This window comes from Ruegeria sp. CRTD044 (genome assembly GCF_059613485.1).
Genome location: NZ_JBXWSP010000004.1, coordinates 660,364 through 675,299 on the forward strand (window position 1 = coordinate 660,364; position 14,936 = coordinate 675,299).

General features: G+C 61.9%; 17 protein-coding genes and 1 tRNA gene. 9 read left to right on the top strand and 9 right to left on the bottom strand.

Going from position 1 to position 14,936, the window contains the following annotated elements; translation table 11 throughout:
- Window positions 1–260 precede the first annotated feature (260 nt).
- Window positions 261–683: an RNA polymerase-binding protein DksA gene (gene dksA, locus AC2FNL_RS06230; protein ID WP_093962986.1), complete on the top strand. Its 423-nt coding sequence runs from the start codon at window positions 261–263 to the stop codon at window positions 681–683.
- A 71-nt stretch (window positions 684–754) separates the two neighbouring features.
- Window positions 755–1,906, top strand: a complete 1,152-nt coding sequence (locus tag AC2FNL_RS06235; RefSeq protein ID WP_496832843.1) for an FAD-dependent monooxygenase — start codon at window positions 755–757, stop codon at window positions 1,904–1,906.
- Between the two features lie 4 nt (window positions 1,907–1,910).
- On the opposite strand, the gene xth is transcribed toward AC2FNL_RS06235, so the two are convergent.
- Both xth and AC2FNL_RS06245 read right to left on the bottom strand, forming a co-directional pair.
- Complete coding sequence (gene xth / locus AC2FNL_RS06240; protein ID WP_170338208.1) at window positions 1,911–2,690, bottom strand: exodeoxyribonuclease III; 780 nt, start codon at window positions 2,688–2,690, stop codon at window positions 1,911–1,913.
- A gap of 242 nt (window positions 2,691–2,932) precedes the next feature.
- On the bottom strand, window positions 2,933–3,256 hold the full coding sequence (locus AC2FNL_RS06245; protein ID WP_093962326.1) for a HesB/IscA family protein: 324 nt from the start codon (window positions 3,254–3,256) through the stop codon (window positions 2,933–2,935).
- A 76-nt stretch (window positions 3,257–3,332) separates the two neighbouring features.
- Here AC2FNL_RS06245 and AC2FNL_RS06250 point away from each other — a divergent pair, with 76 nt between their 5' ends.
- The 7 genes from AC2FNL_RS06250 (at window position 3,333) to AC2FNL_RS06280 (ending at window position 10,224) form a co-directional block, all read left to right on the top strand.
- Window positions 3,333–4,490 carry a deoxyguanosinetriphosphate triphosphohydrolase gene (locus tag AC2FNL_RS06250; RefSeq protein WP_496832844.1) on the top strand — a complete coding sequence of 386 codons (1,158 nt, stop codon included), beginning with the start codon at window positions 3,333–3,335 and terminating at the stop codon, window positions 4,488–4,490.
- A 95-nt stretch (window positions 4,491–4,585) separates the two neighbouring features.
- Complete coding sequence (argS, locus tag AC2FNL_RS06255; RefSeq protein WP_496832845.1) at window positions 4,586–6,331, top strand: arginine--tRNA ligase; 1,746 nt, start codon at window positions 4,586–4,588, stop codon at window positions 6,329–6,331.
- 88 nt (window positions 6,332–6,419) lie between these two features.
- Window positions 6,420–7,481 carry an SPOR domain-containing protein gene (locus AC2FNL_RS06260; protein ID WP_496832846.1) on the top strand — a complete coding sequence of 354 codons (1,062 nt, stop codon included), beginning with the start codon at window positions 6,420–6,422 and terminating at the stop codon, window positions 7,479–7,481.
- Window positions 7,478–8,485 carry a beta-N-acetylhexosaminidase gene (gene nagZ / locus AC2FNL_RS06265; protein WP_496832847.1) on the top strand — a complete coding sequence of 336 codons (1,008 nt, stop codon included), beginning with the start codon at window positions 7,478–7,480 and terminating at the stop codon, window positions 8,483–8,485. Before AC2FNL_RS06260 ends, nagZ begins: the two co-directional genes overlap by 4 nt.
- On the top strand, window positions 8,475–9,269 hold the full coding sequence (locus AC2FNL_RS06270) for a segregation and condensation protein A (protein ID WP_170363290.1): 795 nt from the start codon (window positions 8,475–8,477) through the stop codon (window positions 9,267–9,269). Before nagZ ends, AC2FNL_RS06270 begins: the two co-directional genes overlap by 11 nt.
- Window positions 9,262–9,921, top strand: coding sequence for an SMC-Scp complex subunit ScpB (gene scpB / locus AC2FNL_RS06275; protein WP_170338220.1), 660 nt, complete (start codon window positions 9,262–9,264; stop codon window positions 9,919–9,921). The genes AC2FNL_RS06270 and scpB overlap by 8 nt, the downstream gene beginning before the upstream one ends.
- Window positions 9,922–9,984: 63 nt before the next feature.
- Window positions 9,985–10,224 carry a hypothetical protein gene (locus AC2FNL_RS06280; RefSeq protein WP_093962319.1) on the top strand — a complete coding sequence of 80 codons (240 nt, stop codon included), beginning with the start codon at window positions 9,985–9,987 and terminating at the stop codon, window positions 10,222–10,224.
- 3 nt (window positions 10,225–10,227) lie between these two features.
- Here AC2FNL_RS06280 and AC2FNL_RS06285 read toward each other — a convergent pair whose 3' ends face one another.
- The 7 genes from AC2FNL_RS06285 to rpmF form a co-directional block, all read right to left on the bottom strand.
- A complete protein-coding gene (locus AC2FNL_RS06285) occupies window positions 10,228–11,307 on the bottom strand; it encodes a 2'-deoxycytidine 5'-triphosphate deaminase (protein ID WP_496832848.1) in 1,080 nt (359 codons plus the stop codon).
- A 61-nt stretch (window positions 11,308–11,368) separates the two neighbouring features.
- Window positions 11,369–11,445 (bottom strand) — tRNA-Pro (locus tag AC2FNL_RS06290).
- A gap of 61 nt (window positions 11,446–11,506) precedes the next feature.
- The gene (locus AC2FNL_RS06295; RefSeq protein WP_496832849.1) at window positions 11,507–12,121 is read right to left on the bottom strand and encodes a MerR family transcriptional regulator; all 615 of its coding nucleotides are present in this window, start codon (window positions 12,119–12,121) and stop codon (window positions 11,507–11,509) included.
- Between the two features lie 18 nt (window positions 12,122–12,139).
- Window positions 12,140–12,442, bottom strand: coding sequence for an integration host factor subunit alpha (ihfA, locus tag AC2FNL_RS06300; RefSeq protein ID WP_093962316.1), 303 nt, complete (start codon window positions 12,440–12,442; stop codon window positions 12,140–12,142).
- A 96-nt stretch (window positions 12,443–12,538) separates the two neighbouring features.
- A complete protein-coding gene (locus AC2FNL_RS06305) occupies window positions 12,539–13,510 on the bottom strand; it encodes a beta-ketoacyl-ACP synthase III (RefSeq protein WP_496832850.1) in 972 nt (323 codons plus the stop codon).
- A gap of 23 nt (window positions 13,511–13,533) precedes the next feature.
- Window positions 13,534–14,619 (bottom strand): phosphate acyltransferase PlsX, encoded by a 1,086-nt coding sequence (plsX, locus tag AC2FNL_RS06310; RefSeq protein WP_093962314.1) that lies wholly within the window; start codon window positions 14,617–14,619, stop codon window positions 13,534–13,536.
- Window positions 14,620–14,643: 24 nt separating this feature from the next.
- On the bottom strand, window positions 14,644–14,850 hold the full coding sequence (rpmF, locus tag AC2FNL_RS06315) for a 50S ribosomal protein L32 (protein ID WP_093962313.1): 207 nt from the start codon (window positions 14,848–14,850) through the stop codon (window positions 14,644–14,646).
- Window positions 14,851–14,936 lie beyond the last annotated feature (86 nt).

The window sequence follows — 14,936 nt, forward strand, 5'->3', positions numbered from 1 at the left end:
GGCGCGAGGGACGAATCGCACCGATTCCATCATCCGCTCGCGGGTGTTCTGCCGCAAAATAGTCCTTTCGCTTTCACAGAATGGCAACGATTTGGTGCCCAAAGTCGCATGTTTATACCGGTTCTCATAACGGCGCGTCGGGGTTGCGTTTGGATAGTGACATTCCCCGTCCCGTCAGTTAAACGCTGCGCAGAAGGGGGTGCCAAATGTCAGGCGACACGACCGCAAAAGACGTTTCTGGCCATACCGAGGGAGCCAATATGAAGCAGGAAGTTTTTCTGCCGGAGGACTATCGTCCGGCCGAAGATGAACCTTTCATGAATGAACGCCAGCTTGAGTATTTCCGCCGCAAGCTGCTGAACTGGAAAAACGAACTTTTGGCAGGCAGCCGGGACACGATCGAGGGGCTGCAGGACAGCACCCGTAACATTCCCGACGTTGCAGACCGCGCCAGCGAGGAAACCGACCGTGCGCTGGAACTGCGCACCCGGGACCGACAGCGCAAACTGGTTGCCAAGATCGACGCCGCTCTGCGCCGGATCGACGAGGGCGAATACGGTTACTGCGAAAAAACCGGTGACCCGATCTCGCTCAAGCGTCTGGATGCGCGTCCGATCGCGACCATGACGCTGGAAGCGCAAGAGCGTCACGAGCGTCGCGAAAAAGTTCACCGCGACGATTGATCGCTGGGGTCTTTCAAAAAAGACAAGCGCCGGGGCCTGTGGCTCCGGCTTTTTTGCGTTAAGCCCGTGCCATGAAGATCGACGGTATGCAAATCGGTGTCATCGGCGGCGGGATCGGCGGAATGGCCGCTGCGCTGGCCTTGCAGCAACGCGGTGCACGGGTGACCGTTCTCGAGCAGGCCGAGGCCTTGACCGAGGTCGGGGCCGGTCTGCAAATCAGCGCCAACGGCATGGCCGTCCTGCGCGCGCTGGGTGTCTTGGATGATCCCGGCCGGGTCGCACAACTCTCTCACGGCACTGTCCTGCGCGATTTCCGGCGGGGCCGCGTCGTCAGCCGTCTTCCGGCACCCGCGGCCGGACCCACGTGGTATTTCCACCGTGCTGACCTTCTGGAAACGTTGCAAATGGCGGCCGAGCGCGCAGGGGTGTCGATCAGGCTGAATGCCCGCGTCACCAATGTTCGGAAGCATCCGGCCGAAGCCGAGGTTGCGCTGCAGGATGGCACCCGGCTGCGCGCGGAGTTCGCCGTTGCAGCGGATGGCGGGCGCAGTGGTATCCGGCCCATCCTGAACGGAACCGAAGCGCCCGCGTTCACGCATCAGGTGGCCTGGCGCGCAACGGTGCCCTGGGTCAACCACGAAGCCGAGCCCATGGCATCGCTGACGATGGGCCCCGGGCGTCATGTCGTGACCTATCCGCTGCGAAAGCAGTCCATGTTGAACATCGTGGCGGTCGAAGAGCGGTCCGATTGGCGGGAGGAGGGCTGGCGCCTGCGCGGTGACCCCGAGGACCTGCGGGCGCGTTTTGCCGATTTCGGCGGTCCGGCCGGCGCCGCGCTTGCGCAGCTGCAAGATGTTCACCTGTGGGCTTTGTTTCTGCGCCCGGTGGCACAGAAATGGCAGAATGGTCGCGTTGCCCTTTTGGGGGACGCCGCGCATCCCACATTGCCGTTTATGGCTCAAGGGGCGTGCCTCGCCCTTGAGGATGCTTGGATCCTGGCCCGATCTTTTGACGAACAGTCGGGTGTCCGCCGCGCACTCAAAGCCTATGAAATCACGAGAAAAACCCGCGCGCGCAAGGTGGTCGCAGCTGCCGGTGCCAACGCGCGGAACTTTCATTTGCGCGGTCCCGCACGACTGGCGGCGCAGGCGGCCTTGGCCCTGATCGGTCCGCGCCTGACGCGTCGATATGACTGGATCTACGATTACGACCCGACGGCCTGACGAGTCAGATGTCGAGGTCCACCCAAACAGGGACGTGATCGGACGGTTTTTCATGTCCGCGCACTGCGGCGTCGATCTGGCAATCGCGCATCAGGTCCGCCGCTTGTGGTGTCAGAAGGAAGTGGTCAATGCGAATGCCGTCATTCCGGTTCCACGCGCCGGCCTGATAATCCCAGAACGAATAGTGGCCCGGGCCTTGCGTCCGCGCACGGAATGCTTCGGTGAAGCCAAGGTTCAGAACCTTGCGAAACGCCGCGCGGCTTTCCGGCCGAAACAGGGCGTCTTCGCGCCAGGCCTCCGGGCGTTTCGCGTCCTCGGCTTGCGGAATGATGTTGTAGTCCCCGGCCATGAGGGCCGGCTCTTCCGTGGCCAGAAGATCGCGGGCGCGCTCGTACAGCCGTTCCATCCAAGCAAGCTTGTAGTCGAATTTCGGCCCCGGAGCAGGGTTCCCGTTGGGAAGATAAAGCCCGCAAATCCGCAGCGCCCGCTTGCCGATGACGGTTGCTTCGATCCATCGCGCCTGCTCGTCCTCTTCATCCCCGGGCAACCCGCGCGAGACGTCTTCGAGCGGATACTTCGAAAGTATCGCCACGCCGTTGAAGCTTTTCTGACCATGGGTTTCGACGTTGTACCCGCGTTCCTCAAAGATCTCGCGCGGAAAGTTTTCGTCGACTGACTTGATTTCCTGCAGCAGGACCACATCGGGTTGGGCTTCGTCCAACCAGCGGGGCAGAGCCTCGGCCCGCGCCTTGATGCCGTTGATGTTGAATGTTGCGATTTTCATCCCGGTCCCTCCGAAGCTCTGCCGAAACCTATCGCCCAGAACGGAGGCCATCACAAGGTGTCAGTCAGGTCTGGCGCGGGCACCGGGGCGTTTGGGGACGGATGACGCCATGACGAGCTGGCACAGTTGGCGCGGGGCCAAACACGGTCAACCGCGCCCTAAGGCCTGATCGCGGGGCAGCGGGCGCTCCTGCAGATCATGAAGACATCCAGAGGATGTGGGCGCAACGCGCCCACGATTGATCACATCGAAAAAGACGTGCCGCACCCACAGGAAGAGGTTGCGTTGGGGTTGTCGATCACGAACCGGGCGCCGATCAGTTCCTGCGTGAAATCAATCGTCGCATTTTCCAGGAACGGCAGAGATATTTCGTCGACGACAACCTTCTGGCCTTTGCCTTCCAGCACCAGATCATCGTCCTTGGGCTCGTCCAATGCGATTTCGTACTGAAAGCCTGAACACCCTCCGCCTTCTACGGCGATGCGCAGGGCCTTGCCGTTGTCGGCGGCGCCGATCTCGGCAAGCCTCTCGAAGGCGCGTTCTGTGACTCTCGGAGGCAGATTCATGCCATGCTCCAAAGGTTTATTTCCTCGTTGGTCTACAATATAGAAACCCGGGAGACAGGCGACAAGGACAAGACCATTGGAGCGAGCAGGATTTGCTGCCGATCCGGGCCGGGCGCGCGGGCGGCTGGTGCCAGAGGAAGAAAGCAGTTTCCGGTCGTGCTTTCAGCGGGATCGGGACAGGATCATACACGCCAGCGCGTTCCGACGTCTGAAGCACAAGACGCAGGTTTTTGTCGAGCATGAGGGCGACAGCTATCGCACGCGCCTGACCCATTCGATCGAGGTGGCGCAGGTTGCGCGCACGATCTCGGGGGCATTGGGGCTGAACCCGGAACTGACCGAGGCCGTGGCCCTGGCGCATGATCTGGGCCACACGCCGTTTGGCCATACCGGCGAGGATGCTCTTCACGCGCTGATGGCGCCTTATGGGGGCTTCGACCACAACGCTCAGGCGATCCGCATCGTCACCAAGCTGGAACGGCATTACGCGGATTTCGACGGGTGCAACCTGACATGGGAATGCCTTGAGGGCATCGCCAAGCACAACGGCCCGGTTACGGGCGATCTGCCCTGGGCGCTGGCCGAGTGCAATGCTGATTTTGACCTTGAACTGCACACCCATGCCAGCGCAGAAGCGCAGGTTGCGGCACTGTCCGACGACATCGCCTACAACAATCATGACCTGTTCGACGGCCTGCGGGCCGGACTTTTTACCGACGACGAGATTGCCCAATTGCCGATTGTCCGGGAGTGTTATGCCGAGGTAGATCGCAAGTATCCCGGGTTGGATTTCTACCGGCGTCGTCACGAGGCGCTGAGGCGGGTGTTCGGCGTGATGGTTTCGGATGTAATCGACACCTCGCGCGAGGTTCTGGAGAGATCGGGTGCGCAAACAGTCGAAGATGTTCGTCACCTCGGGGCTCCTGTCATCCGCTTCTCGGATGATCTTTGGGCGCAGCTCAACGATATCCGGGCGTTTCTGTTCACCCGCATGTACCGGGCGCCCAGCGTCATGGAGGTGCGCGCCAAGGTCAGTCGCGTAGTCGAGGAGCTGTTCCCGATCTATCTGAGCGACCCGCGCCAGATGCCTCGGCATTGGCATTCGGATATCGAAGCGGCGACGGACGAGACTGCGTTGGCCCAGATCGTATCAGACTATATTGCGGGCATGACCGATCGGTTTGCCTTGCAGGATCATGCCCGCCTGACCGGCACGCAGCCACCGCAGGTTTAGGGCTGCATGCTGCGAAAGCTGGTTTGGACCGCTCGCCCGCATTGACCTTGCCGCCTTGCGTGGTAAACCGCTGCGCAAGCAAAAGGACATCCGAAATGAACCTGTTCTCCGAGATACGCGGCCTTGTTCTGGACGCGCTGACGCAGATGCAGTCCGAAGGCGCGCTGCCCGAGGGGCTGAGCTTTGACAACGTTGCGGTCGAACCCCCGCGCGACGCCGCCCATGGAGACATGGCGACCAATGCCGCGATGGTGTTGGCCAAGCCTGCCAAGATGAAGCCGCGTGACATTGCCGATGCGCTGGCCGCGAAACTGGCCGCCGATGAGCGGATCACGAGTGCCGAGGTTGCAGGTCCGGGCTTTCTCAACCTGCGGCTCGCTGCGTCGGTTTGGCAGAGCGTATTGGGTGCGGTGCTGGAACAGGGCTCGGATTATGGTCGCTCGACCATGGGGCAGGGGCTGAAGGTAAACGTGGAATACGTCTCGGCCAACCCCACGGGACCGCTGCATGTGGGCCACACGCGTGGCGCGGTGTTCGGCGACGCGCTGGCCAGCCTGTTGGCATATTCCGGCCACGACGTGACCCGTGAATACTACATCAACGACGGCGGCGCGCAGGTAGATGTGCTGGCCCGGTCCGCGTTCGAGCGGTACCGCGAGGCCAACGGCCTGAGCCCGGAGATCGCCGAAGGCCTTTACCCGGGCGACTACCTGATCCCGATCGGTGAGGCGCTGAAGGAAAAATACGGCGACAGCTTGCTGGACAAGCCTGAAAGCGAATGGCTGGCCGAGGTCCGCGTTTTTGCGACCAACGCGATGATGGATCTGATCCGCGCCGATCTGAAGGCGCTGGGCGTCGAGATGGACGTGTTCTTCTCGGAGAAGTCGCTGTACGGAACCGGCAAGATCGAGGCCGCTCTGAAGTCGCTCAGCGACAAGGGTCTTATCTATGAAGGCGTTCTTGAGCCGCCCAAGGGCAAAACCCCCGAAGACTGGGAGCCGCGCGAGCAGACCCTGTTCAAGTCCACCGCGCATGGCGACGATGTGGATCGCCCTGTCAAGAAATCCGACGGCAGCTGGACCTATTTTGCTCCGGACATCGCTTATCACTACGACAAGGTGAGCCGCGGGTTCGACGCGCTGATCGACGTGTTCGGCGCAGATCACGGCGGCTACGTCAAGCGGATGAAGGCCGCTGTTTCGGCTCTGTCAGACGGCAAGGTGCCGCTGGACATCAAGCTGACCCAGTTGGTGAAGCTGTGGAAAAACGGCGAGCCGTTCAAGATGTCCAAGCGGGCCGGCAATTTCGTCACACTGCGCGATGTGGTCGACCAGGTCGGCCCGGACGTGACCCGGTTCGTGATGCTGACCCGCAAGAACGATGCGCCGCTGGACTTCGACTTCGACAAGGTGCTTGAGCAAAGCCGCGAGAACCCCGTGTTCTACGTGCAATACGCCCATGCCCGGGTCATGAGCGTGCTGCGCCGGGCCGCCGAAGCGGGCATCGCCGCGGACGACGCGACCCTCAAGGCTGCCGATCTGAGCAAGATCGACCACGCGGCCGAGCTGGGTGTTGCCAAAAAGCTGGCGGAATGGCCACGGCTGGTCGAGATCGCTGCGCGTACCAACGAACCGCATCGGGTTGCCTTCTATCTGTATGAACTTGCAGGGGATTTCCACGCATTGTGGAACAAGGGCAACGAAGAAATGTCGCTACGCTTCCTGCAAGATGGTGACGCGGCAACAAGCCAGGCAAAAATCGCACTGGCCCGGGCCGTTTCTGTTGTGATTTCAGCAGGCTTGGGTATTCTTGGTGTCACGCCGGCGCAGGAGATGCGGTAACCAACACTGCCCGAAACGCCGGCCCGAGGTAGGCAAGAAATGACCCGCGCGCCCCAATTTCAGGCGCGAAACGGGCAGTGAGGCGGATATGACCAGTTACGATTTCTCGGGGCAGACCGGCCCCGAGCACGCGCATTACTCGAATCAGTTCCACCCCGAAGATGGGTATGAATATCCCGACGATATGATGGATCAGGCAGAGGGTGCGCCGGCGGGCGCGGGCCTTGGGCGGGTCGTCAACCTGCTGGGTGCTGTCGCGTCTCTGGCGCTTGTCGCTGGCGTCGCGATCTGGGGGTACAAGCTGGTCATGCGCGATGTGAGCGGCGTACCGGTCGTACGCGCGGCCGAGGGGCCGATGCGGGTGCAGCCGGAAACTCCGGGCGGCACCCCTGCTGATCACCAGGGTCTTGCGGTCAATGCCGTTGCGGCGGTTGGAACCGCCGCGCCTCCGGCCGACCGGCTGATCCTTGCGCCGCGCCCCGTTTCCCTGACGGATGAAGACGTGGCGATGGGCAAGCTGAAGCCGACCCCTGCCGTGCATGTTGTCGAACAAGAAATCTCGAACCAGGAAGCGGCCGAACTGCGCCAAGGCGCGGTTGACGCCGTGGTGGCCGAACTGTCCGGCGCGCCTGCCGTTGAGGCACCGCAGACCGAAGAGGGCGTGCAGCTTGCATCCCTGAACTTGGACGATGACGAGCCAGCCATTGATCCGGCCGATCTCGCCGCTCAGCTGCCGGATCCCGAAATCGCGGCCCTGCCGGGCGTGCGCCGGTCTCTGCGTCCGCTGCGCCGTCCGGCGCGCGCAGCTTCGGCTGTACAGCCTGCAGTCAGTGAAGACGCGATCAACGCCGCGGTCAAAGCTGCTGTAGGGTTGGATGTCGACCCGAACAAATTGACCAAGGGTACCCGGCTGGCGCAGCTGGGTGCGTTTGAAAGCCCCGAGGTCGCGCAGGCCGAATGGGACAGGCTGTATCGTCGGTTTGGTGAATATATGGATGGGAAGCAGAGGGTTATCCAGAAAACCTCAAGCGGAGGCCGCACGTTTTACCGTCTGCGGGTCCTGGGGTTCGATGACCTGAGCGACTCGCGCCAGTTCTGCGCCGCCCTGGTCGCACAGGACGCTGACTGTATCCCGGTTGCCGTGCGGTGAGGTTTGGCGCCACGATCACCGATGCGGCCGGGCTGCGATTGACACCCGAAGAGAAGGCGTTGTTTCGACAGATGAACCCGTTCGGGTTCATTCTGTTCGCCCGCAATATCGAAACCGCAGATCAGGTCCGCGCCTTGTGTGACGACTTTCGCGAGGCCGTCGGTCGAAACTGTCCGATCACCATCGACCAAGAGGGCGGACGGGTCCAACGTTTGCGCGCGCCACTTGCGCGGCAATGGATGCCCCCATTGGATCATGCGGAGCGTGCCGGCGAACATGCCGAGCGGGCCATGTACCTGCGGTACCGCCTGATCGCGCATGAACTGTATTCCATGGGGATCGACAGCAACTGCGCACCGATGGTGGATCTGGCGCGTCCAGACACCCACGCCTTTTTGCGCAACCGGTGCTACGGCGGCGACGCTGCTACGGTCGCGAAAATCGGCCGGGCTGTTGCGCAGGGTCATCTGGACGGTGGCGTGTTGCCCATCGTCAAGCATATTCCCGGCCACGGGCGGGCGACTTTGGACAGCCATTTCGATCTGCCGCATGTCGATGCGCCGTTGGACGATCTGTTGCAGACCGATTTTGCCCCGTTTCGCGCCTTGAACGATCTGCCGATGGGCATGACGGCCCATTTGGTCTTTGAGCAGCTGGATGAACGACCGACAACGATCTCTCCGCAGATGATGGCTGTGATCCGAGATCAGATCGGGTTTGACGGCCTGATCATGACCGACGACATCTCGATGAAGGCGCTCAGCGGGTCTTTGGCCGACCTGTCACGTCAGGCGCTGGCCGCAGGATGCGATGTTGTGCTGCACTGCAACGGCTCGCTTGCCGACAGGGCGGCGGTCATAGAAGCTGCAGGCGAGATGTCGGAGGCGGCACAAGCCCGCGCAGACAAGGCGCTGGCACAGCGGCAATCGCCCGAGGAACTTGACATCCGTGCCGCCGAGACGGAACTATCCCGTCTGATGGGCGGGCAGGTATATGACGGATAACCTTTTCAGCGAAGACCCGGTTTCGGTCGCCGATCGGCTGGCCGCCGAGGCGCTGATCGTGGACGTCGACGGGTTTGAAGGCCCGCTGGACGTGCTGCTGACCCTGTCGCGGACGCAAAAGGTCGATCTGCGTAAGATCTCGGTTCTGGCGCTGGCGCAGCAATATCTGGCCTTTGTCGAACGGGCCCGCGCCCTGCGGATCGAACTGGCCGCCGATTACCTGGTGATGGCGGCGTGGCTGGCCTTTCTGAAATCGCGCCTGCTGCTGCCGCCTGACCCCGATGAAGAGGGGCCGACGGGCGAAGAACTGGCCGCGCACTTGGCCTTTCAGCTGGAACGCCTGCAGGCGATGCGCGATGCGGCCGCCCGCTTGATGGCGCGCGACCAGTTGGGGCGCGATTTCTTCAGGCGCGGGCAGGGCGAGGACGTGACCCGCATCCGAACGGTCACCTATTCCGCGACCTTGCTGGACCTGATGCAAGGCTATGCCCGCATCCGCACCCGAGATGAGTTCCGGCCTTTCGTGATGGACCGCGACGCCGTTTTCACGATGGAACAGGCGCTGGAACGGATGCGCCCGCTGATCGGATTTGCCGGAACCTGGACCGACATGGAAACCTACCTGCCCGAAGGCTGGGACGTTGACCCGGTGCGGCGGCGCTCGGCCACGGCGGCGACGTTTGCGGCCTCGCTGGAACTGGTCAAGGAAGGACATATGGAGATCAAGCAAAGCGAGACCTTTGCCCCGATCCAACTGCGCAGAAGGACTGACAAACGTGACTGACGCCCCCGAAGACGACGGCACCGGCACCCTGTTCGAAGCGCCTCCGCTGGCTGAGCAGGAGCGTATGGTCGAGGCGGTACTGTTTGCCAGCGCCGAACCGGTGACGGTGGCCGATCTCGAGGCGCGGATGCCGCATGGCTGCGACGCCGCGCAAGCGCTGGAACTGCTGCAGAAACGTTATGAAGGGCGCGGGGTCCGCGTGGTCAAAGTGGGCGAGGCGTGGGCCATCCGCACGGCCCCCGATCTGGGCTTCCTGATGCAGAAGGAAACGGTCGAGACCCGCAAGCTGAGCCGTGCCGCCATCGAGACCCTGGCGATCGTGGCCTATCATCAGCCCTGCACCCGCGCCGAGATCGAAGAAATCCGCGGCGTGTCCGTGTCGCGGGGAACCATCGACCAGCTGCTGGAGATGGAGTGGATCCGGCTGGGCCGTCGCCGCATGACGCCGGGCCGTCCGGTGACCTTTGTCGTAACGCCTCAATTCCTGGACCATTTCGGTCTGGAAAGCGCGCGTGACTTGCCGGGCCTTAAGGAACTGCGCGCTGCTGGCTTGCTGGAAAACCGGCCGCCGCCGGGGGCGATGCCGATCGGCGAGGCCAACGAAGATGAAACGGGTGACGAAGATCAGTCCGAACTGTTCGAGGAAGATTGATTGCGTCGCCCATTTGTCGGCGCATATCGCCGTTAGGTACGGCGCAGAGGAACGGAGACCGAAATGAACGCAAACCGCATCATCGACATGATCGTTCGGCAAGTCATGCGCAGGCTGGTCACGCGCGGTGTCGACAAAGGTTTTGACCTTGCCGATCGTGCGACCCGCAAGCCGGGCCAACAGAGCCAGGCGCGCGATCCTCAGACCGACCGGCGCATGGCGCAAAGTGCAGGCGGACAGAGCCCGAGCATGAAACAGGCCAAGCAGCTGACCCGCCAGATGCGGCGGTTCATGCGCTTCTGAAGTTCACTTTACGGATTTGAAATGTTTGGACAATTTCAGGCCCTGGCCCTGATAGTTCGAAGCAATTCCTGCCCCGTACAGCTGTGTCGGCATCTCGGCCATACGCTCATAGACCAGCCGCCCGACGACCTGTCCATGCTCCAGCACGAATGGCGCTTCGTGACAGCGAACTTCCAGAACTCCACGTGACCCGGCGCCTCCGGCTTCGGCATGACCGAAGCCCGGATCGAAAAAGCCCGCGTAGTGCACCCGGAACTCGCCCACCATCGCCAGATAGGGCGCCATTTCGGCCGCGTACATCGGTGGGATGTGAACCGCCTCTCGGCTGACCAGGATATAGAATGCGCCCGGATCCAGAATGATCCGCCCGTCCTTGGTGCGCACCTCTTCCCAGTATTCCTGCGGGTCGTATTCGCCGATCCTGTCAAGGTCGATCACGCCGGTATGCGGTTTCGCGCGATAGCCAACAAGGTCAGTGTTGGGAAGGCGCAGATCGACCGAAAACCCCAGACCGTCCTGAATAACGGCCGGACCATCGACCAATGGGGATTCCGCATGCAGAGCAGTCAGATCCGCATCGGACAAAACTGCCTGGCCTTGCCGGAACCGGATCTGGTTCAGCCGCATCCCCGGACGCACCAAGACAGAAAAGGACCGCGGGCAGATTTCGGCGTAGAGGGGCCCAGAATAGCCTGCGGGCACCCGGTCGAACTCGGTTCCGCCGTCGGTGATGGTACGGGTCAGAAGGTCCAGACGCCCGGTCGAGCTTTTGGCGTTGGCGACAGCGGTCACGTCACCGGGCAGGGACAACGCTTCCATCAGGGGCACAAGGTAGACACAACCTTTTTCGAGAACGGCGCCGTCGGTGATGTCGATCCGGTGCATCTCGAACTCGGCCAGCCGTTCGGACACCGAACGCCCTTCGCCCGCCAGAAATGACGCGCGAACGCGGTAAGCGACTGTTCCTAAACGAAGATCAAGGCTGGCGGGCTGGATCTGGGCGGGCAGAATCGCCGGCTCGGCGGTGATCTCACCGCGCGCGATCATCGCCTCGATTTGCTGGTTCGGGCATACACCTGTCATTCCGATCCCCCCTGGTGCCAGAGCGGGATCTGGCCTGTCTGCCATAAACGTCGGTGTGATTTGGTCGGGCTAGCAGGACTCGAACCTGCGACCTTCCGTCCCCCAGACGGACGCGCTACCAGGCTGCGCCATAGCCCGACGTTGGGCTGTTCATAATGATTTTCCCGGCAGGGGCAAGAGGAAAACATTGCCTTTCTTCTTATCCCGCCTTTTGACCTTCGACCCGGCTGAGCCATGCCCTGAGGTCCCTCGCGATCGGGGCGATCTGGCGCAGTGCCTCAGCGTCAAAATTTGTAGTCTGCCAAGCTTTGGAGGCGATGCCGCCAAACAGCGGGGCAGGGCTGATGCCGTCGTCCCCGTTGACCGCAGCGGGCGCGGGTGTCGGCTCGGGGTGTGGCGAACTGGGTGTTACCTGAAGCTCGGGCGATCCGGGACCATCAGTGTCGGCCCGTAGATCGAGGTCGATTTGCTGGCCGGTCGATTTGGGCGGAAAAGACACCACCACGTCCTGTGGCGTCTGTGGTGATTCTGCGCTGACATCGATGTCGGGTGACAGCGCCGCCACATGGGCCACGCCCTGTTCCCTCAGGATGCGTTGAACGCCTTTTATCGTGATGCCGTCCTCGTGCAGCAGTTTCTTGATGCCACCCAGAAGGCGCATGTCGTTGGGGCGGTAGTAACGGCGACCGCCTGCACGTTTCACTGGCTTGACCTGTGCAAACCGGCTTTCCCAGAAGCGCAGGACATGGGCCTGAACACCGAGCCAATCCGCAACTTCACTGATGGTGCGAAACGCGTCGGGTGACTTGCTCATATCCTCCTGGCCCCGGGTTTACTTGCGATTCCCGGCGGCGACGCGATCCTTCATCAGATGCGACGGGCGGAAAGTCAGCACGCGGCGCGGCTGGATTGGAACTTCTTCACCGGTTTTCGGGTTGCGTCCAATACGGGCTGATTTGTCACGAACGCTGAAAGTGCCGAAGGACGAAATCTTGACCTGTTCGCCACGCACCAGCGCGTCCGACATGTGGTTCAGAATGCTCTCGACAAGCTGTGCGCTTTCGTTGCGTGACAGCCCAACTTCGCGAAACACGGCTTCGCTCAGATCCATTCGCGTCAGTGTATTATCGCCCATGACATTTCCCCTATTGATTTTCGAGCATAGGGGTAGCGCAAATTCGCTGTCAATATCAATGAATTGCGGGCGGCTGCGTAAGCCGGAATGCGCCGGTTACCACCGCAGGACAACCGAGCCCCACGCCAAACCGCCGCCAATCGCCTCGGTCACGATCAAATCACCTTGCTTGATCTGGCCCCGTTCCTTGCCGACCGACAAGGCCAGGGGAATCGAGGCGGCCGATGTGTTGCCGTGGTCCTGAACGGTCACCACGACGTGATCCATGGGCAGGCCCATCTTCTTTGCGGTGCCCTGAATGATGCGGATATTGGCCTGATGCGGCACGATCCAGTCGACGTCCTGACTGTTCAGCCCGGCGCGTTCCAGGGCGGTTTCCGCAGTGGCGGTGAGCTTTTCGACCGCATGGCGGAACACCTGGTTGCCCTGCATCCGGAGATGGCCTGTCGATTGCGTCGACACCCCGCCGTCCACGTACAAAAGGTCCTTGTAGCGTCCGTCAGAATGCAGATCCGTGGACAAGATACCCCGATCATCGCTTGTTCCGGCACCGTCCTGCGTCTCGAGCACGAGGGCACCGGCCCCATCCCCGAACAACACGCAAGTCGATCTGTCGGTCCAGTCCATGATCCGCGAAAAAGTTTCAGCGCCGATCACCAGCACGCGCTTGGCCTGACCCGAAAGGATCAAGGCGTTGGCGTTGCTCAGCGCAAACACGAAACCGGCGCAGACGGCCTGAACATCAAAGGCAAACCCCCGGGTCATGCCCAGATTGGCTTGAACCATGGTGGCGGCCGACGGGAACGTCAGATCCGCGGTCGAGGTCGCCAGAACGATTGCGTCAATGTCATCGGCTGTCAGACCGGCGTCCTGCAACGCGGCTTTGGCCGCATAGGTTGCCAGATCGGACGTGGTTTCATCTTCGGCCGCAAAGTGCCGACGCTCGATACCGGAACGGGTGCGAATCCATTCATCGGTCGTATCAAGCGTCTTTTCGAATTCGGAGTTCGGAACCACCCGCTTGGGCAGGTAATGCCCGACACCTACAACGACTGAACGGCCTGCCATCTGGGGTACTGCCTTCTTTGTTCTTATTTGGTCTGCAGCGCAGATTGCGCCGCATCTTGTTCAAGCTCAGCCGTGGATGCAACCCGTGCTGCCAATTTTTCCGCAAAGCCGGACTTGGCCAAGGTGAAAGCCAGCTTGATCGCGGCCGACACGCCGGTGGCGTCGGCGCCTCCGTGGGATTTTATGACAGTGCCGTTCAGGCCAAGAAAGACCCCGCCGTTGACGCGGCGCGGGTCGATGCGTTTCTTCAATCGCTGCAGCGAGGTGATGGCCAGAACCGAGGCCAGGCGCGATAGGGGCGAATACTTGAAGGCCTCGCGCAGCAGGTCACCGATCAGGCTGGCCGTGCCTTCGCCGGTCTTGATGGCGACGTTTCCGGTAAACCCATCCGTTACAATGACATCCGCCTTGTCGCCGGGAATGTCGCTGCCTTCCACGAAGCCCACGAAATCAAAGTTTGCCTGATCCGCGAAGTCGGTGATCAGGGCATGGGCTTCCTTGAGTTCGGCGCGGCCCTTGTGCTCTTCGGTGCCAACGTTCAGCAGCCCGATACGCGGGCGGGTCAGTTCCATGCCGTTGCGCGCATAAGAAGCGCCCATCAACGCGAACTGCAGCAGATCCTTGGCGTCGGCCCGCACATCCGCGCCCACGTCCAGCATGACGTTGAAGCCCTGAGGGTTGCGGGATGGCCACAGAATCGCGATGGCGGGGCGGTTCACCCCGGGCAGTTTGCGCAGCCGCATCATCGACAGCGCCATCAGCGCGCCGGTATTGCCGCAGGAGACGGCACCATGGGCCTCGCCCTGACGCACCGATTCCAGCGCCGACCACATCGAGGTGTTCTTGCCGCTGCGCACCACCTGGCTGGGCTTGTCCTGCATCGTGACCACGTCCGGGCAATCACGAAAAACGACGCGTCCGTCGAGGACACGCCGTTTCGATACAAGCTTGCTCAGCACATCTTTCGGGCCGTGCAGAAGAAATCCGACCTCGGGGTTCTTCTTTGCTGACTTCGCGATTCCAGCCACGACCACGCCGGGACCTGAATCCCCGCCCATTGCGTCAACCGAGATGATGATCTTTCCGGTCTGCGTGGGCTGCGCTGTCATGCCAGAACCTGCGTTCAATCAGGCTTAGGCCGCGTCTTCGTCCAGGTCGATGTCGTCGGCCTGAGCGACGACTTCACGATCGTCATAGTGGCCGCATGCTGCGCAAACGTGGTGCGGGCGCTTCAGCTCGCCGCAGTTCGCGCATTCGTTCGGGTTTGCAGCAACCAGAGCGTCGTGTGCGCGGCGGTTGTTGCGACGCGACTTGGAAACTTTGTTCTGTTGGACGGCCATGGTCTCAACCTTTGTCTACTAAGGGCCAGCAGATTCGCTGCAGGCCGGGTTTCATTCTTCGTTTTCTCGTGGTGTGACGTGCGTTT